General features: G+C 70.4%; 22 protein-coding genes. 21 read left to right on the forward strand and 1 reads right to left on the reverse strand.

Annotated elements, in window-relative coordinates:
* Positions 1-220 precede the first annotated feature (220 nt).
* From OG392_RS27970 to OG392_RS28060, 19 genes are all read left to right on the forward strand, one after another.
* Positions 221-976, forward strand: a complete 756-nt coding sequence (locus tag OG392_RS27970; protein WP_329283913.1) for a DNA-methyltransferase — start codon at positions 221-223, stop codon at positions 974-976.
* A gap of 126 nt (positions 977-1,102) precedes the next feature.
* On the forward strand, positions 1,103-1,729 hold the full coding sequence (locus OG392_RS27975; protein ID WP_329283914.1) for a DUF4913 domain-containing protein: 627 nt from the start codon (positions 1,103-1,105) through the stop codon (positions 1,727-1,729).
* A complete protein-coding gene (locus OG392_RS27980) occupies positions 1,726-2,205 on the forward strand; it encodes a type II toxin-antitoxin system RelE family toxin (RefSeq protein WP_329283915.1) in 480 nt (159 codons plus the stop codon). Before OG392_RS27975 ends, OG392_RS27980 begins: the two co-directional genes overlap by 4 nt.
* Entirely contained in the window at positions 2,202-2,585 is a 384-nt protein-coding gene (locus tag OG392_RS27985) for a hypothetical protein (protein WP_329283916.1), read from the forward strand. The genes OG392_RS27980 and OG392_RS27985 overlap by 4 nt, the downstream gene beginning before the upstream one ends.
* The gene (locus tag OG392_RS27990) at positions 2,566-3,291 is read left to right on the forward strand and encodes a hypothetical protein (protein ID WP_329283917.1); all 726 of its coding nucleotides are present in this window, start codon (positions 2,566-2,568) and stop codon (positions 3,289-3,291) included. The genes OG392_RS27985 and OG392_RS27990 overlap by 20 nt, the downstream gene beginning before the upstream one ends.
* Positions 3,292-3,311: 20 nt before the next feature.
* Positions 3,312-4,019: a hypothetical protein gene (locus OG392_RS27995; RefSeq protein ID WP_329283918.1), complete on the forward strand. Its 708-nt coding sequence runs from the start codon at positions 3,312-3,314 to the stop codon at positions 4,017-4,019.
* 141 nt (positions 4,020-4,160) lie between these two features.
* Positions 4,161-4,601 carry a hypothetical protein gene (locus tag OG392_RS28000; protein WP_329283919.1) on the forward strand — a complete coding sequence of 147 codons (441 nt, stop codon included), beginning with the start codon at positions 4,161-4,163 and terminating at the stop codon, positions 4,599-4,601.
* On the forward strand, positions 4,598-5,017 hold the full coding sequence (locus tag OG392_RS28005) for a hypothetical protein (RefSeq protein WP_329283920.1): 420 nt from the start codon (positions 4,598-4,600) through the stop codon (positions 5,015-5,017). Before OG392_RS28000 ends, OG392_RS28005 begins: the two co-directional genes overlap by 4 nt.
* Positions 5,018-5,413, forward strand: coding sequence for a hypothetical protein (locus tag OG392_RS28010; protein ID WP_329283921.1), 396 nt, complete (start codon positions 5,018-5,020; stop codon positions 5,411-5,413).
* Between the two features lie 32 nt (positions 5,414-5,445).
* A complete protein-coding gene (locus tag OG392_RS28015; RefSeq protein ID WP_329283922.1) occupies positions 5,446-6,291 on the forward strand; it encodes a winged helix-turn-helix transcriptional regulator in 846 nt (281 codons plus the stop codon).
* Positions 6,288-6,713: a hypothetical protein gene (locus OG392_RS28020; RefSeq protein ID WP_329283923.1), complete on the forward strand. Its 426-nt coding sequence runs from the start codon at positions 6,288-6,290 to the stop codon at positions 6,711-6,713. Before OG392_RS28015 ends, OG392_RS28020 begins: the two co-directional genes overlap by 4 nt.
* 67 nt (positions 6,714-6,780) lie before the next feature.
* A complete protein-coding gene (locus OG392_RS28025) occupies positions 6,781-8,055 on the forward strand; it encodes an MFS transporter (protein ID WP_329283924.1) in 1,275 nt (424 codons plus the stop codon).
* Positions 8,052-9,557, forward strand: a complete 1,506-nt coding sequence (locus tag OG392_RS28030; RefSeq protein WP_329283925.1) for an ATP-grasp domain-containing protein — start codon at positions 8,052-8,054, stop codon at positions 9,555-9,557. Before OG392_RS28025 ends, OG392_RS28030 begins: the two co-directional genes overlap by 4 nt.
* Positions 9,554-10,432 (forward strand): DUF317 domain-containing protein, encoded by an 879-nt coding sequence (locus OG392_RS28035; protein ID WP_329283926.1) that lies wholly within the window; start codon positions 9,554-9,556, stop codon positions 10,430-10,432. The genes OG392_RS28030 and OG392_RS28035 overlap by 4 nt, the downstream gene beginning before the upstream one ends.
* Before the next feature lie 13 nt (positions 10,433-10,445).
* Positions 10,446-11,279, forward strand: coding sequence for a hypothetical protein (locus OG392_RS28040; RefSeq protein ID WP_329283927.1), 834 nt, complete (start codon positions 10,446-10,448; stop codon positions 11,277-11,279).
* 56 nt (positions 11,280-11,335) lie between these two features.
* The gene (locus tag OG392_RS28045) at positions 11,336-12,322 is read left to right on the forward strand and encodes an MSCRAMM family protein (RefSeq protein WP_329283928.1); all 987 of its coding nucleotides are present in this window, start codon (positions 11,336-11,338) and stop codon (positions 12,320-12,322) included.
* 448 nt (positions 12,323-12,770) lie between these two features.
* Positions 12,771-13,877, forward strand: coding sequence for a hypothetical protein (locus tag OG392_RS28050; protein ID WP_329283930.1), 1,107 nt, complete (start codon positions 12,771-12,773; stop codon positions 13,875-13,877).
* A gap of 41 nt (positions 13,878-13,918) precedes the next feature.
* Positions 13,919-14,458, forward strand: coding sequence for a hypothetical protein (locus OG392_RS28055; protein ID WP_329283931.1), 540 nt, complete (start codon positions 13,919-13,921; stop codon positions 14,456-14,458).
* A 51-nt stretch (positions 14,459-14,509) separates the two neighbouring features.
* Entirely contained in the window at positions 14,510-14,839 is a 330-nt protein-coding gene (locus OG392_RS28060) for a hypothetical protein (RefSeq protein ID WP_158767763.1), read from the forward strand.
* On the opposite strand, the gene OG392_RS28065 is transcribed toward OG392_RS28060, so the two are convergent.
* Positions 14,803-15,671 (reverse strand): IS5 family transposase gene (locus tag OG392_RS28065; protein ID WP_401424179.1). Its coding sequence is split into 2 segments (ribosomal slippage): positions 14,803-15,311 and positions 15,311-15,671, totalling 870 coding nucleotides; the frame shifts between segments, so codons are not numbered across the junction. The genes OG392_RS28060 and OG392_RS28065 overlap by 37 nt on opposite strands.
* Positions 15,672-15,790: 119 nt before the next feature.
* On the opposite strand from OG392_RS28065, the gene OG392_RS28070 reads away from it, so the two are divergent.
* The gene (locus tag OG392_RS28070) at positions 15,791-16,354 is read left to right on the forward strand and encodes a hypothetical protein (protein ID WP_329283933.1); all 564 of its coding nucleotides are present in this window, start codon (positions 15,791-15,793) and stop codon (positions 16,352-16,354) included.
* A gap of 94 nt (positions 16,355-16,448) precedes the next feature.
* Positions 16,449-17,114 (forward strand): hypothetical protein, encoded by a 666-nt coding sequence (locus OG392_RS28075; RefSeq protein WP_329283934.1) that lies wholly within the window; start codon positions 16,449-16,451, stop codon positions 17,112-17,114.
* The last annotated feature ends 23 nt before the right edge of the window (positions 17,115-17,137 follow it).

The following is a 17,137-nucleotide window of genomic DNA, read 5'->3' on the forward strand; positions in this document are numbered from 1 at the left end:
GGGCGGTGGTCAGACTGTAGGTGCCGATTCCCGGTTGACCTAATTTCTCGCCTCGCAGGGGTCAACCGGGAATCGTGTCCTACAGTGTGGCTTCCCCCGCTTGCCCGCCGCTCTCCTTCGGCATGCCGGCCTTCCGTGCCTGTATTCGCCGCCGCGGCGCCCGCATTCAGTGCGAGGCGGGATTCCCACTCTCTTTCGTGACCCGAATCGGGGTACCCCTTTGCCTTTTTCCCTTCACCACGGCGACGCGCTCGGCGTCCTGGCCGGCCTTCCGGACGACTGCGTGGACGCGGTCATCACCGACCCGCCGTACAACTCCGGCGGGCGGACCGCGAAGGAGCGCACCTCCCGTACCGCCCGACAGAAGTACACCTCCGCCGACGCCGGCCATGAGCTGGCCGACTTCCCCGGCGAGAACATGGACCAAAGGAGCTACGGCTTCTGGCTGACGCAAATCATGACCGAGGCACACCGGCTGACCAAGCCCGGCGGTGCGGCGCTCCTGTTCACCGACTGGCGGCAGCTGCCGGTCACCACCGACGCGATCCAGGCGGCCGGATGGCTGTGGCGCGGCGTCCTGGCCTGGCACAAGCCGCAGGCCCGCCCGCAGAAGGGCAGGTTCACGCAGAACTGCGAGTTCATCGTGTGGGCGTCGAACGGTGCGATCGACGGCTCCCGCAACCCCGTCTACCTGCCCGGCCTCTACTCTGCGTCGCAGCCGTCGGGCAAGGTCCGGCAGCACATCACGCAGAAGCCGGTCGAGGTGATGCGCGAGCTGGTGAAGATCTCCCCGCCCGGCGGCACCGTCCTTGACTTCACCTGCGGCTCCGGCTCCACCGGCGTGGCCGCTCTCCTGGAGGGCCGCGACTTCATCGGCGTCGAGAAGACCCGGCACTACGCCGAGATCGCCTCCGACCGCCTCACCGAAACGCTCCACCACACCGTCGGGCAGGACGACCTCACCCTGACGGCCTGACCCGGATGCGCGCAACCGCGAGTTACTGGCGGTTCGTTATCCGCGCCTGCGCGCATTCGGGCCCTGCCGTCCCATCACCCGTTCTTGATTTTCCGGCTGCCGCGTGCGCCGGAGGAGGAGATTTCCTTGGAGCCTGACCCTCTGGAGGAATTCGGCGCCGCCGGGGAATTCGACCCGGTGCGCCTTCCGGAAGGCGACCTGGACAGCATCCAGGCCACCGTCCGCAAGCTGCTCGACCGCTCCGCCGAGCAGGCGCGGCAGCTCGACCACCTCGCCGCCGCACCGGGACCGGCGTCGCTGCCCGGCTTCGGCCTGCCGCCGATGCCGTCCGCGGCGATGATGCCGCCGGAGCCGCGTCCGATTCTGGAGCTGGACGGCGAGGAGTACGAGAGCGAGCTGGACCTGCTCACCGACTGGGTGGAGGACTTCCTCATGCCCACCTACGGGAGCGAGGTCACGACCGCCTCCCCATGGTGCGACCAGTGGCAGGAACACCTCGACGTCGTCGCCTGGCTCCACGCCCTGTGGATGGCCTACCTGCAGCACAAGGACCCCGAGGCCGGACCGGCCGGTCCCTTCGTATGGCACCGGGACTTCCTCACCCACTGCATGGCCGCCATCCGGGCCGCCGGCGGACCGCTGTCCGCCTGCCAGACCGACCCCGAGCGACCGTCGCACCGCCTCCTTCGCGGCCCTGGCCGCTCCGTGCGCGCCGTGGCCCGCGACGCTGAGACGGCGCAGGCGGAGGAGTGATCGCCGAGGGCCGGCCGCCCGCCTTCGGCCTCACCTTCGACCCTCGCGCCCTCACCGACCTGCTCCAGGCCCCCAGCCACATCCGCGACCTGTCGCTCGCGCTGCTCCAGGAGGTCGTCAACGCCGACCGGCACGGGGGCAAGCTCACGGCCGAACTCGCCGGACTGCGCAAGCTCTACGTCGACCGCCAGGCCGCCTGGCGGATCGTCTACGCGCTGCGGCCGGCCCCGTCGGCCTCGGCCTACCCCATGGAGATCCACGTCGTGGCCGTCCGCCCCCGGGCCAACCACGACATCTACGACACCGTGGCCCGGCGCCTCGGCATCGACCACCGTCCGGTCGGCGCCCGCGCGCACGCCGCACGCACCCGCTCACCCCAGATCGACGCCTACCGCGAGATCCCGAAGCCCGGCCCACCCCCCGGCCTTCCCCGCTCCGCCCAGCCCACCGTCCTCACCACGAAAGCCGTACGTTGACAGCCTTCCCGAACTTCCTTGGCCACTTCGGCGAGAACCTCCTTGAGCTCCCGGCCGAGCCGGAGAACCCCCACCACCGCGCGCTGCTGGAGACCTACATCGAGGTCCAGCAGCTGGAGCGCCGCCTGCTGGAGACCCTGACCAATCCGCACCCGGACATCACGCCGGACGGCTTCCACGCCTGCACCGAGATCCTCATCGACCGCATTGCCGCCGGTCAGGAACTTGCCGTCCTGCTGTCCGCCCCCTGCTGCTGCGCTCCCGCAGAGGAGTCCTCCTGCGAGAAGGACCCCGACAGCTGCTCCCCGGACTGCTACGAAGCCGTCGACCACGCCGGCGACGAGGACGCTGCGGGGCGGCGTGGCTGCCGACGGCAGTGACCGGGGCCGCGCGAACGTGCCCCGGTCCACGACGACGCCCGTCCGCAAGGCGCTGACGTCCCTAGACCACCGCGTCGAGCTTGCCGTCGGCTACACCGTCGACCGGCTCTGGCGCGACCACGACCGCGGCCTGCTCGACGAGCAGACCGAGAGCATCGCCGCCGCCCACCGATCCCTGTCCAGCGCCGAGCAGTCCGTCACCTTCTACCGAGTGCTCCTCCAGCGCCTCGCCAGCGGCGAGTACCCCGTGGACTCCGCACTCTTCGACCGCATCGGCCGCACGGTCAAGCAGCTCCAGGAGGCGGTGCACATCCGCGGCGTTCGCGAGACGGAGCTGTCCGACGTCCTCGAGCCCATCGAAGCAAACGCCGCCCGCACACCGGCCGGCCACGCCGACCTGAAAGCCCACGACATCGCCCTGCTCCTGGCGATCGGCCAGGGCGCCAAGCTCCGCGAGCACCTGCTCACCCAGCGGCTCTCCGTCGTGACCGCCTCCGGCACCAGGATCGGCCAGCATGACTTCGCCCGGCTGGAGACAGCCGGGCTCGTCGACCGCGACACCAGCCACCCGCTGCACGCCGGACAGCCGGTCGCCCTCACCGACGCAGGCCGCGCCGCGCTGGCCGCTCGTCCTTCCAGCCGTGTCACGAGCCGCCCCGCGCCACGCCCCGGTGCCTGGCCCGACGCCGCCACCCGCACGCGCTGAACCGAAGTCCCAGGAAACCCTTGTCCTCTTCCGCCTACGAACCCGCCTTTCGCCTTCAGGGCTACCGACCGGCCTCAGCAGCGGTGGAGCGGGAGTTCGGCGACCGCATCGCCCTGAGCGAGACCGACCTGACCACGCTGGCTCAGCACCACACCCCCGACGGCCGGCAGAGCTTCTTCGTCTTCCACGACACCTCCGCCATGTACGGGCTGCCCGGCGAACCACAGCTCCTCGCCCTGCACCTCACCCGCGACACCGAGGCACGGACCTTCACCTTCGCCAGCGCACGCCTCCCGCTGTACGCACTCGCGCAGTCCTGGCTCATCCAGCGCCACTGCCCGGCCTCCGCCATCAGCCGGTCCGATGACATCGGCACCAGCCCCGCCGACACGATGACCACCGGGCTGGAGCAGCGCTTCCGCGACCACGGCAACCAGTTCTCGATCGTGATGAGTTACACCGGCGAGGGATACCCGACCCAGGAGACCGTCGTCCTCCTGGAAGCCGCGGACCGCACAGGGCCGCAGCCCTACCGGCTCCTGCTGGAAACCACCGACCTGCGGGCCCACACCCACCAGCTGCGCGAGGGCGCCTTCGGCACCGCGGACGCGGCGCTCGCCTGGCTGGACGACCGCAGCACGCCGCTGCCCAGGCCCCGGGCCACCACCTCCCCGCGGTCCCCGGCGAAGCCCGCCGGCCCGACGGCTGCCCCGGGCCGGAAGCGGTGACCACCCGGCGAGAGCGGCGAAAGGTACCAGCAAATCGCCGGTTAGGTGAACCGGGGATTCTCCGGATCCTAGAGATCACCCGCCCGGAGCGACAGCTTCCGGACCTTTCCCCCTGTCCGTGTCAAGGAGAGGAGTCTGCCCGTGACCGACGAACCCGACGATGTCCTGCGCGCCGTCGCCCGCGAGATCGAGGACCGCTTCGGCGTCCCCGTGGACGAACTGCGCGAGGCCGTGGCCGCCGCCCGCGGCACCATCTCGTTCCTGCCCAGCGCGGTCGTCCGCTGGTACGACGACCTCGAGGAGGCCCAGCGCCTGCTCACCTCGGCCGAGGACGAGCTGCTCGGCGCTCTGCAGTCCGCCCCCGCCGGCGAGCTGGACGAACAGGTCATGACGCTCGCGCAGCGCGTCGACACCGCGCTGACCATCCGCGACGGCCGGGCGCTGACCGTGCGCCACCTCCTGGAGGACTACCCCCGGCCCGAGCAGCCGGCCACCAGCCGTGCCGCCCGGAGAACCGGACCCGTACTCACCACCACTCCGGTCCCGCAGCCCGTCCCCGTATCCGCAAGGACCCGCCGATGAGCACCACCATCAAGCCGAGCAGCCGGGACGAGCGCTTCGCCGAGGTCTTCGGGGCCCCGCTCGACCAGCTCCTCGCCGCCCCCAAACACACCCGGCACCTGCGCGAAGCCCTGGAACTGCGAGCGTTCCTCGCCGTGGCCGAGCAGCACGTGGCCCGGATCCGCGACCGCGTCCACGACCGCAGCGCTCCGGACCGCCCGATGGACGAACTGTCCGAGGACGACCTGCGCATGGACGCCCAGTGGATGGAGGCCGCACTCCAGGCCCGACGCGGCTACCTGACGGTCCTCGACAAGGTCCTGCGATCCGAACCACCGCCGGAGCACCAACGCACAGTGACGTTCAGCCAGCCGACGATCACTGCCCGAGCTGTACCTGCGGAACAGGCACCGGTCCCACGGACGAAGGGACGTTGATTGCCCCACCCCGTAGCCGACCAACTCGCCGAGCGGATCGAATCGCTCTACGGCAGGCCCCGGGCCGAGCTCGCCGCCATCGCCACCACCGACCGGCCGAACATGCTCGTCACGCTCCTCGACGCACTGACCACCGTCGAACTGGCAGAGAAGAACATTCAGTTCCAGCGCGAACGGCTTCTCCAGCTCGCCGACCAGGGCCGTGACATCGGCCCCGCCACCCCCGGCCACCTCCTCGACTGCAGCCGCCGGATCGCCGAATCGGTCGCCACCCGCGACAGCCAGGCCCGCTTCGCCTCCGCCGTGATCCAGAGCCTCTACCGCGCCCCGGTCCCCGCCGCCACGCCCGTCGCCCAGAAGCCTGCCCCGGCCGCGACGACCGCGCGAACCCGCTGAACACCCCACCACCACGCCTCAGGAGTACCTCCATGCCCGCATCCGGCCTGCCCGCCCCCGCACCCCGTGACATCGACCTGGTGGTCCAGGCCCTGGAGGCGATCTCGCCGAGGTGGAACGCCTGGGTGCTGATGAGCCTCACAGAGCCCGCCCGCTACTCCGACCTCAAGGCACGGATGCCGTGGATGGCCGACGGCCAGCTCCACCCGAAGGTCCGCGAACTGCAGGCCGTCGGCCTGGTGCGGCGCACCGAGCACACCCGCCGCCACGTCATCTACACGCTCACCGACCGGGGTGCCGCTCTGCTGCCCGTGCTCGACCATTTCGCCGCGTGGGGGAGCAAGCACCTGGAGCGGCCGACCGTGAAGGACCCCGTCACCAAGAAGAACACGACCCGTCCGGCGGCCAAGGGCGAGGAGATTGAGGACGCCCTCCACCTGATCTCGCGACGGCACGCCACCACGATTCTGTGGGCGCTCCGCGACCGCGGCGCCACCACCGGCGCGGCCCTCGCCTCTTCCGTACTCGTCGACGCTCACCCCACGGCCGTCTACCACCCGCTCAAGCATCTGTCGGACAAGCGCCTCGTGACGCGGGACCACGAAGGGAAGTTCGTGCTCACCGCCGCCGGCCGGGGCCTGACCCCCGCCTACGAGGCGCTCACCGCCTGGGCAACCTGCCAGCCCACCGCCCGCCGTGCCCCGGCCCGGCCGCCGGCGGTGCCGACCCAGCACACCTCGCAGACAGTGGTGGCCGGCGCCGTGCTGAGGACGGCCCCTGCCGTGGCCTCGTGGAAGTCGGGCGATCTCTTCTCCCACCCGCCGGTCGCCCGCCCGGTCAAGGCAATGGTGCCTCCGGCGGGAGGCATACGCCGGTGAGCGAGGCCGCCGAGCCGCGGCCGGTGGTGGCCCTAGGGACGAAGACCGTCCGCGACGCCCTTGCCGCCCGCGGCCTCGTCCTCCGCTCCCACCAGCCCGGCACCGCCCTCGCCACCGTCGCTGACCTGATCCGCGAGACCGCGGACAACGTCGATGAGGTGCAGCAGACGCTGCTGCAGCGGGCGGACATGGCCATCAGCCAGCTCCAGTCCGTGACGCAAGGCCGCGACCGCTACCGACTCGGCTCCACCGACGGCCTCTTGCAGTCCCTCGGCAGCGAGATCGACGCGCTCGTCGCCCGCAGAGGCGAAGGCATCCAGCTCCTGCGGCTGCTCACCACCAGCTACGCCGACTTGAACGGCGCGCCCAAGCCGCCCCCGGCACCTTCCCGTCTTCCGTCGCCCCGCCGCGGCGGACGGTAGCCGCTCCTTCTTCTTCGTCTTCCACCCGCTTGCGGCGGGCGCCGCTCCTGATCTCCGACGAAAGCACATGACCGACTTCGTGATCGCCGGACCCCGGCACGCTCTGCCGCCCCAGCTCTCCCTGCTGCGGCGGATCTACCTCCCCCGTACGGCCGATGCCGGCGCCTTCGCGATGTCCACGTACGGCATCCCGTTGATCGTGCTGGCCACCACCCAGTCCGCCACCCTCACCGGCATCGCCTTCGCCCTGGAGTGGCTGCCCAGGCTCGCCGCTTTCTCGCTCGCCGGACAGGTCGTGGACCGGCACGGCACCAAGCGCGTTTTCCGCATCGCCTCGGTCCTGCGCGCCATGGTCGTCGTGGCCGCCGCCTTCATCCTGCCCACCCAGGCAGGCGGGACAGGAGCCACCATCACCGTGATGGCGCTCGCCGCGATCACCGGAGTCGTCACGGAGTTCTCCTACATCGCCGCCGAGACCGCCGGCGCGACCGCGAGCAAAGACGCCGGCGACCGCGCCCACCGGGTGCAGTCCGTTCTCCTCGGCATCGACCAGACCGCCACCCTCGCCGGCCCCGCGCTCGCAGGGTTCCTCCTGCACGCCGTCGGCGTCACCGGCACCCTGCTGACGATGGCCGCCTGCTCACTGCTCGGGGCCCTGCTCGCCCCCTGGCACCGCGAATCGCGCCTCGTCCCGCCACCGGCGCCCGCACTCGCCGGACTGCGCACCGGCTGGAAGACCCTCGTCTCCATCCCGGCACTGGCCTGGCTCATCACCGGCCTGACCGTCTCCAACATGGCGACCGGCGTCCTGCAGGCCGCCGCCCCGGTCATCGTCGTGCAGCACCTCGGACAGTCCAGCGCCGCCGTTGGCCTGATCTGGTCCGCTGCCGCAGCAGCCTCCCTGCTCGCCGTCGCCCTGTGCCGGTTCGCGATCGACCGCCTCGGCCTGTGGCCCGCGGGCGCGGCAAGCGCCGCCGTCGCCGCCCTGGCCGGGCTCGCCGTCTCCCAGGCGGGCGACTACACCTCCTTCCTCGCCCTGACCGCCGTCCTCATGGCCGGCGAAGGCGGCATGACCGTCGTCCTGCGCACCCTGCGCTCCCACCTCATCCCCGAGCCCGTCTTCGGCGCCACCCTCGCCGTCACGATCCTCGTGATGCTCACGCCCTTCCCGCTCGCAGGAATCGTCGTCGCCCTCACCCCCGCCGCCGCACTCGGCCACGTGCTGACGGCCTGCGCCGGCCTCCAGGCCGCCGGTCTCGCGTGCGCGTTCTGGCGCCTGCGACGCGAGCCCGCCATGCGCAGCTCCCGTACCACCCAGCCCGGAGCACCCACCACCCCATGACCACCCCGCACCTGTCGCGATTCAGCGCCGACCAGGCCCTCGCCGCCGCCTCCCTCGTCCGCGGACTCACCGACCGCCTCGCCGCCCTCACCTCCGCCGAGGCGACCACGCTCGCCGGTCACCTCCTGGCCCCTGGCGGCCTCGCCACCGACCTTCGCCGCCTCCTCGACGCCGCCACCCGCCACCACCCGACCACCCGTGAAGACAAGGACCGCCCCGTGACCGTCCCCCCGACCTCTCTGACGCAGACCACCAGCCGCCCCACGGTCCTCGTCGTCGCCCCCGGCGACGAGGTGTACCGCGGCTACTGCCTCAGGCAGGTCGCCGCCGCCTACGACGTCGCCGTCATCACCCCGCAGCCGCTCACCTGGGAAGCCGAGCACATCGTCGACCACGAAGTCGCCGACCCGTACCAGCGTGACCAGCTCCTCGCAGCCGGACAGGCGATCAGTGCCCGCCGAACCATCGCGGGCGTCCTGACCTGGAACGAGAACCTGCTCGTCCACACCGCGCAGCTCGCCGAGGACCTCGGCCTGCGCGCCAATCCGCCGGCCGTGATGGAGAACTGCCGCGACAAGCACGCGACCCGTCGGCTCCTCGCCGCCCACCAGGTTCCCTCGGCACGCTCCGGCCGCGTCCGCGACCTGATGGAGGCCACCATCCTGGCCGAGGACATCGGATACCCGATCGTCCTCAAGCCCGCCGGCCAGGCCGGAAGCGTCGGCGTCATCCGCGTCGACACCAGCGAAGACCTCGCAGCCGCCTTCGACTTCGCCGCCGCCGGCGCTGCCCTGGCCGGAGGCCAGAACACCGACGTCCTGGTCGAGGAGTACCTCGACGGCCCCGAGATCAGCGTCGAGTGCGTCACCCAGAGCGGCCACACCCACGCGGTCGCCGTCACCCGCAAGAAGCTCGGCTTCGAGCCGTACTTCGAAGAGGTCGGCCACACCGTCGACGCCACCGACACGCTGCTCGACGAGGTCGCCCCGATCGCCGCCGCCGCCATCCGTGCGCTCGGCATCGACCACGGCATTCAGCACGTCGAGATGCGCCTCACAGCCACCGGCTCGCGGATCATCGAGGTCAACGCGAGGATCGGCGGCGACCTCATCGGCCACCTCGTCTGCCTCGCCACCGGCCTCGACCTGCCCCGCATAGCCGCCGACCTCGCCTGCGGCGCCAGCCCGAACCTGGAGCACTCCCGCCTGCGCGCCGCCGGGGTCACCCTGCTCTACCCGGAGACCTCCGGCACCCTCACCCACCGCTCCATCGACCGCGCCTTCGCCGAACGGACCCGGTGGCTCGACCTCGTCCAGTGGATCGGCGCCGCCGGCGATCGGATCGTCCTTCCCCCGGAAGGCGACGTCGACGTCGCCCGCGCCGGCCTCTACGTCGTCACCGGCTATGACGCCGCCAAGGTCGAGGAACGCCTCGCCGAGACCGCGCAGCACATCACCCTCACCGTCCGGCCCGGCGGCCCTGGGACGGAAGGCGCCGCATGACGTACATCCCCGAAGGGGACGTGTATGTCTTCCCGCGCTACCTCGCGGGGGCCGACTGGTGCGGCGACGCGGGCTTCGTCCCCGTGAAGCACTGGCCCACCGTCCACCTGGAGGACGGGCCCTGCCAGATGCTGATCACTTCGCCCGACCAGCGCATCCGCATCGGCTGGTACGGCGACGACTTCGACGTCTACAAGATCTCCGCCAGCGAGGACGCTTCGTCCCCGACCCGCTGGTCGGCGGCCTTCAACAACGAGTTCCCCGCCGAGATCGTTGCCGCCTTCACCACCGCGCTCGAACGCGACTGGGATGCGGGCAAGGACCAGGAACCCTTCGTTGAAGCCCCCTCCCCGTACTGGGCAACACGAGTGCAGCCGCTGCTCGACGCGGGCTGGCAGACCCAGCGGCTTCCGGGGGCGACAACCCTCGGGGCTGGGGGCCGCCCCGGCAGGGTGCACGGCCCGTACGTCGAGATCACGGCCCCAGACGGCACTGCGGGGGTGTCCATCGACGTCGGCAGCGACGACCTCGACGAGGAGACGGTCCTGCTGTGGGCCGGACCCTCCGGATGGCACCGAGCCGAAGCCCGCTTCACCTCCCGCACACCCGCCCACCTGATCGCGGCCACTGCGCAGGCCCTGCTCGACCCGACCCCGGTCCTGCGCTACCGCGACGCGCTCGCCTCCGAACTCGCAGCCCTGGCGAACCTCACCCCGCTTACCCCGCCGAAGCCCCCCGCACCGACCCCGCTCGATGTCCAGCGTGTCCAGCGCCAGCCCCCGGCGATCACCACGCGCAGCGTCCCGCGCTGGAGCACCGCCACCCGGCCCCCGGCGACCGCCTCACTGCCCGTCGGCCGCCCGGCCAGCCGCTGACCCAAGGAGCCTCTTGCCCCTGTACGCGCAGGAATTCTTCGACCGGCTCGACCTTCCTCTCCCGTTCGGCACCGTCGTCGGCGACGTCTACTACGCGAACCCGACGGACTCGTCGATCCGCCTGCGTATCGAGTTCGCCCGCACGATCATGGACCGTCAGTACGACGGCCTGCGCCTGGCCGTCATCGACACCGAGCGCGGCACCCTGGACACCGCACACCTGCGCTTCAGCGAGCACGGCACGTTCATCCGCCGCGACGCCGAACGAAGGTCCGGTGACGGACGCGGTGTCATACGCGACTGGCACCAGGACGGCCTGCCTCCCTGGGCCGGAGCCGACCTCACCGGCCTGCGGACCGCGATCGTCACCTTCGTTCAGGTCTCCTGCCCTGTCCTCACCGCTCCCCGGAGCTTCGCCGAACCCGGCCCGTGGACCGATCGCCGGCACACGACGCTCTGGGCGACCGACACCGTCGTGCTCACCCGCCTCCACGAAGCGACCCAGGCCGTCCTCGACCTCGCCGAGAGCGGCACCCACGACGACCTGCCCATCACCCAGACCCTGTGCAACGCCCGCTACTACGTCATGGACGTGCTCGGACTCCCGCTGGACCAGGGCATGCTCGCCGAAGCCGCGGCTGTCACCCAGCTCACCGGCCGCCGCCTTGGCCCCGACACCGCCGAAGCCCTCGAACGCATCGCCAGCCTGCCGATGGACCGGCAGCGCTCCCTCGTCCAGGCCGCCTCCCGACGGCACGCGGCCACCTCCACACCACTGCGGACGAGCCCACCAGCCGTACGAGCAGTCCGAGCCTCCGGCCCGACGCCGGCTGCCCGCTCCCACTGACCTCCGCCTCCGACGCGACCCCCACCACACACCTGACCGAGGAGACCCCCTTCTTCATGCGTGCCACCCGCCGTACCGCGGCCACCCTCGCCGCGACCACCCTGGCGACCAGCTCCCTGATCTGGGCCCCGACCGCCTTCGCCAACGCACCCGAGATCCCCCCGGGCGCCGTCGAGATCACCAAGAAGGACCCGGACGGCACCCTCCTCGCCGGCGCCGTGTTCTCCCTCCTCGACACCCTCAACGGCACCAAGGCCCTGACCGGCAAGACGAACGCCGAGGGCATCCTGCGCTTCGAGAACGTCCACCCCGGCACCTACCGTCTCAAGGAGACCGACTCCGGCAGCCCCCTCCACGACCTGGCCCCCGACCAGGACGTCATCGTCACCCCCGAGCGCACCGCGAAGCTCACGATCATCGACGCCTTCAAGCCCGCCGAGCTGCTGGTGAAGAAGACCGACAAGAAGACCGGCACCCCCCTGGCCGGCGCCGTCATCAACATCACCCCCTCCACCGGCACCGGCAAGGCGATCACCCTGACCACCGGCAAGGACGGCACAGCCACCACCAAGCTCCCCGTCTCCTCCCGCAACGGCACCGCCTACACCGGCACCGAAATCACGGCCCCCACCGGCTACGAGCTCGACACCACCCCGGTCAAGATCACAGCCAAGCCCGGTGAGAAGACCACCGCCACCTTCACCAACAGCAAGAAGGACAAGCCGACCCAGCCGCCCACCACCCCGCCGACCACTCCGGCGACGACCCCGCCGACCACGCCGCCGGTCACCCCTCCCACCACTCCGGCGACCACCCCGCCGGCCACCCCGACCCCGAGCCAGTCCACCTCCACCGCACCGGTGCCCCCGACCGACACCCCGAGCACCCCGCCCGCAAAGGGCTCCCTCGCACACACCGGCGCTGACTCCAACGCGTGGTTCCTCGTCGGCGGCGGCCTCCTGATCGCTGCCGGCGGCGGTGCCCTGATCGCCGCACGGCGCAAGAAGACGGAAGACGAGGAGGAGACCCCGGTCACCAACTGACCAGGGACACGGTCCCCCGGCCGGCACCCCAGTAGGAGACTCCCAGCCCGAAGGGCCCCGGGAACCATCATGGTTCCCGGGGCCCTCGACGTATTGGCGACGGCCGCGCCGAAGCCGCGGGAGTCAGACCCGCATGACCGCCACCGAAGCGAGGAAGCCGGCCGCCCACGCGAGCAGGAGGCCCTGTTCCCTGCTCAGGCCATTCGCGTTGGCCCACCGCTTCGCGAGTACACGAACCGCCATTCCGGTCACGGCCGCTACCTGATTCCTGGACATAGAACAGTCCTTTCGAGAGGGAGGAAAGACGCCTGAGTCGGCGCCGCCCACTCACAGAAGCAGCGCGAACCCGCTGGTGACAACGGCCGAAGACCCGTTTGCAAGTTAGAGCGGCCCGGCGCGGGAGTACATGGCTCGCCCGGCGGCCGATCGCCCCCCTACGCTGCCCCGCATGGCAGTTGAACCCCGTGTCCTGCAGCGCGATGACCTTCTTCGTGCCGCCACATCCGCCGGCTTCAGCGCGATGAACGAGAGACGGTTGGAGGACTTCCGGCGTGACGGCCTGATGCCCCGTCCCGTCCGCGTCGGCAACGACGGTCGCCGCCCGGTCTGGGTCTACCCGCCGGGCAGCGACCGCCAGCTGGTCCGCCTCCTACGGTGGCGTGAGTGCACCTCGAACGTGGACGTGCTGCGCGTCGTGCTGTGGGTCGAGGACTTCCCCTTGGCCCTCGCCGTGGTCCGCGCCTCCGCGGCCGTCGTGATCGACGGGCTGTCGCAGGACCTGCAGCAGCTCCTGCGGACCGAGACGTGCCGCCGGAACCTCGGCCCCGGTGACAGCCTGGACACCGTCGTGGGCGCCGTCGCCGCGACCATGGCCGCGAAGCGAGGCGGGAACGCTCTGCCCCGCCCGATCCGCGTCCCGGCAGGCGAACGGGCCGCCGCAGTCTCGCACCTGCTGCAGATCTTCGCCCTCGGCACGCAGCCGGACGTGACGGAAGACGAGGCGGAGACGATCGAGAAGGTCCTCGGCGTCTCCCCGGGAAGACGCCAGCGCATGGAGAACGCCGCCCCCTGGCTCACCGGTCCGGCCAGCGTCCTCGTCGGCGCTGCCGACTTCGTCTCCCTGCCGCGCTTGGCCGAGGCACTCAGCCAAGCAACCGATGCCGAATGGGAAGAAGCCCGACCGGCCGCGGCGGCGCTCTTCCTCCAGCTCCCGGTCTTCACTCGGGCTGTTGTGGCCATGACCGGCAAGGAGAACCCGGCCGGTCTGGGCGGACACGCCACCCTCGACAGCGAGCCCCTCATGGCCGTTCTCCTGGTCGCCTTCGTCCTGGGAGCACGCCGGGCAGACTGGTCCGCCAACGTGGACGAACTGACTGACTCGCTGGCAGGCTGGCCCGCCCTGATCGGCGAGATGAAACAGGTACTCGACATGCCGCAGAGCGAACTCGCCCAGAACCTCGCTGGCCATGGACCTGAGCTGAAGGCACGAACGGAGAGGATCGTCCGAGCACTCCTGGACGGTGAGCTGGACCCTGGCCCCAGGGCTGCGCACTGACGGGCGAAATCACCAGGGAAACCGGACCGTAGTCTTCTCCTATGAGTAGGGTCCGCGCCCGAGTGTGGCGCTTCACCGTTGAGAAGGGGAAGACCGGCGCGGAGGCCGTCCAAGCCCACGAGATCGGGCAGGGCCCGCTCCCGGTCTCCCTGGCCGCCATGGTCAACGTGAACGCCCTCGCCTGCGACCTGCGCAAGAAGGTCGACAAGAGCGTGCGCGCCCACGAGATCAGCTTGCTGCTGAGCTACATCACCGGCGACCAGACCAAGGACCCGCTCGGGGTCAAGTGCTCTGCCCTGGACTCCAGCGCAGGACACATCCAGCGCTTCGTCAGCGAATGCACCGGGCTCGGCGTGATGAGTGCCGCCAGCGAGGTTCTGTTCGACTGGATCCACACCACCGACCGGCTCAGCAGTTTCGACGTGCTCCCCGGCAAGCTCCAGGGCGTATACGGCAAGGCGGGAGTACGGCCCGATCTCCTGTACGACCTGGCCGATGGGCCGATTGCGGGGGAAGCACGCGGGCGGCGGAGGCGTGCCAAGCAGATGTTCCCGGCCGGCAAGGGCACTAAGAACTCCTAACGGAATGACCTCATAGCGCCTGTTGGTGAGCACGGTTGGTACTGTCCGACCGTGACTTTGACTGACCTGCGGGATGGCTTTCGCGATGATGACCAGCGGCAGTGCGTCCAAGCAGTCGTTCACAGTCGACTCGCGGATGACCGGGAGCCGCAGGAGTGTCGCTACCTGATGCGCTTCTGGTGGCAGCTGAGCATGCCGTACCAGGAAGTTTCGCTTGAGGAGCTGTGCCTGAACGTCGGCCGGCAGAAGCTGGACGCCCTCATGGAGCTGATCAGCGCCATCCGGTCCTCCCACGACGAGATCGATGCGTGGCTTGCCGATGCGGAGAAGACTTTTCCGGTGGTTCAGGACCGCGGCTTCAGCTCGGACCGCGGCGACTGAGGCACGAGCTTCGTCAGGCGCCGCCAGCAGATGATGCAGCAGGCAAGCTTGAGGAAGGCTTCATGGATGTCGTCGCGGATCTCCCACCGGATCCGCAGGCGACGGAACCAGTGCAGATGGGCGAATGCGCGCTCCACGACCCAGCGGTGGGTGCCGAGCCCGGAACCGTGTTCGGTCCCGCGGCGGGCGATCACCGGTTTCACCCCAAGCTCCCACACGAGACGGCGGTACTTGTCGTGGTCGTACCCGCGGTCACCGAGCACGACGTCCGGGCGACGCCGGGGCCGGCCGCGCTTGCCCCGCACCGACGGAACGGCTTCGAGCAGCGGAACGAGCTGGGTCACGTCATTGCGGTTGCCCCCAGTCAAGGTGACAGCGAGCGGGATGCCGGTGGCATCGGTGATCAAGTGGTGCTTGCTGCCCGTTCTACCCCGGTCGACAGGGCTTCGTCCGGTCTTGGAGCCCCCTTTAACGCCCGGATGTGAGAGCCGTCGACGGCTGCCCAGGAGAAGTCCAGGGCGTTCACGCTGCGGAGCTTGGCCAGGAGGACCTCGTGCAGCCGGGGCCACACACCGGCCTCCGTCCACTCGGCCAGGCGGCGCCAGCAGGTCATGCCTGAGCCAAAGCCAAGTTCCTGCGGCAGGTGTTCCCAGGCGATCCCGGTATGCAGGACGAACAGGATGCCCTGGAACACCAGCCGGTCAGGATGCCGCTTGCGCCCCGGATGACGGGCACGACGCTCGACCTTCGGCAGCAGCGGCTCGATCACCGCCCACAGTTCGTCGTCGACATCCCCTGGCTTCGGCCGAGCCACCCCACACCCCCGGATCATCAGTCCCGGAGTGATCCAACCACCTCGAAGATCATTTCGTTAGGAGTTCTAAGGAACAGAAGGAGCGCCTGGAGACGCTGGCCCGCTGGTCTGCCAAGTTCCAAGATCACGCCTACTTCATGAGCTGGGTGTGGCTCGGTGAAGGCGGCGTCTACGTCGACATCTTCCTTCCGGATGGCTCCGCCGCTTTGTCGGGCCTCAAGACCGGGTGGATCGAGGTGCCCGGATCCACCAAGCCTTGGCACTTCCGAGTTCCGCCGCCCGACCGTCGCCGGGTGATGGAACCGCCCCTTGCCGAGGACCTTGTCGTGACGCTTCCTGGGGTCGGCGGGCAGGCCGCGACCAAGGAGGCCATCCGAAGGGTGGGGCCGGCCGCCGAGGCCGCGATGAACCGGGCTTTCGAGCGTGAGGAGACCCAGCTCGGCACGCTCGCCGGCGTTCCCGTCCGAGGGCAGTGGATCCGCGGAGACGTCCTTGGACCGGCGCGTTACGAGGTACTACTGGGAGTCCTTGGCGAGCGGGTCGAGGTGGACCGCCGCGCACAGCGCGACCGACTGGCCTCCTTGACGGGAGACCGACTCGATGCCTTCCTCGACGGTCGCCTGCTCACAGTCGTACGCCCGGTCGACGGCCCTAAGCCGAGTTGGGACCGGATCAGCGCAGAGCTGCTGGAGCAACCCTGACTCCGAGACCTCGCGCGGCGAGAATCCAGTCGGTAAGCGGAACCCCGCCTCGACTGCCGCGCCGTCTGCCCGAGCGTCTCGCTAGGCTGCAGCGGTGAAAGCACTGTCCCTGCTCCCCGGCGATCCCTCCGAGCTGAGTCTGCGTCTCTGCTACACCGACGAACTCACCGACAGCCCGCAGGCCGACACCATGGAGCGGTGGGACGTGGCCGTCCTGCACGAGGAGACGACGGCGGGGTCGATCACCTTCTACCGGGTGAACCTCGATCGGGGCCTGAACGCGTTCCGGGTCATGGAGCAGGAATCCGACGAACTCGACGAGATCGCCCAGGCCCTGCTGGATCCGGACACGGGGAACTTCACCGAGGACGCCAGCGGTCAGCTCTCGTGCGTGGGCTCCTCGCTGCTCGTCATGGACAAGGTGACCCTGGACGAGCCGTGGCGCGGGTACGGACTCGGCGCCATCCTCGCCATCGAAGCGATCCACCGGCTCATGGCCGGCTGCCGTGGCATCGCGTGCTCGCCGGGCGTCACCGACTTCAGCAGCGACCGTCTGAGAGATCAAACGGAGTGGGACCGGGTGAACGACAAGATCGCCCGGGGCTGGGAGCGCATCGGCTTCCGTCTCCACCAAGGCAACGTCTACCTGCTCTCGCCGGTCTCCACGCAACTGGAGGAGCAGCGGGGAGCAATGCGACAGCGGCTCGCAGAACTTGGCACCTCTTGGAGAACCGCCCAGGACGAGAGTCCGGCGCCCTGACCCACGGCCCGTCCTGTCGCGTC

It is taken from the genome of Streptomyces sp. NBC_00691 (assembly GCF_036226665.1).
Lineage (GTDB): Bacteria > Actinomycetota > Actinomycetes > Streptomycetales > Streptomycetaceae > Streptomyces.

Bases quoted from the DNA above. Each gene is read 5' to 3' on its own strand.
- OG392_RS28030 (WP_329283925.1), top strand. From the start codon at position 8,052: ATGACCACCCCGCACCTGTCGCGATTCAGCGCCGACCAGGCCCTCGCC.
- OG392_RS28025 (WP_329283924.1), top strand. From the start codon at position 6,781: ATGACCGACTTCGTGATCGCCGGACCCCGGCACGCTCTGCCGCCCCAG.
- OG392_RS28055 (WP_329283931.1), top strand. From the start codon at position 13,919: ATGAGTAGGGTCCGCGCCCGAGTGTGGCGCTTCACCGTTGAGAAGGGG.
- OG392_RS28050 (WP_329283930.1), top strand. From the start codon at position 12,771: ATGGCAGTTGAACCCCGTGTCCTGCAGCGCGATGACCTTCTTCGTGCC.
- OG392_RS28070 (WP_329283933.1), top strand. From the start codon at position 15,791: ATGAGCTGGGTGTGGCTCGGTGAAGGCGGCGTCTACGTCGACATCTTC.
- OG392_RS28015 (WP_329283922.1), top strand. From the start codon at position 5,446: ATGCCCGCATCCGGCCTGCCCGCCCCCGCACCCCGTGACATCGACCTG.
- OG392_RS28045 (WP_329283928.1), top strand. From the start codon at position 11,336: ATGCGTGCCACCCGCCGTACCGCGGCCACCCTCGCCGCGACCACCCTG.
- OG392_RS28035 (WP_329283926.1), top strand. From the start codon at position 9,554: ATGACGTACATCCCCGAAGGGGACGTGTATGTCTTCCCGCGCTACCTC.
- OG392_RS28005 (WP_329283920.1), top strand. From the start codon at position 4,598: ATGAGCACCACCATCAAGCCGAGCAGCCGGGACGAGCGCTTCGCCGAG.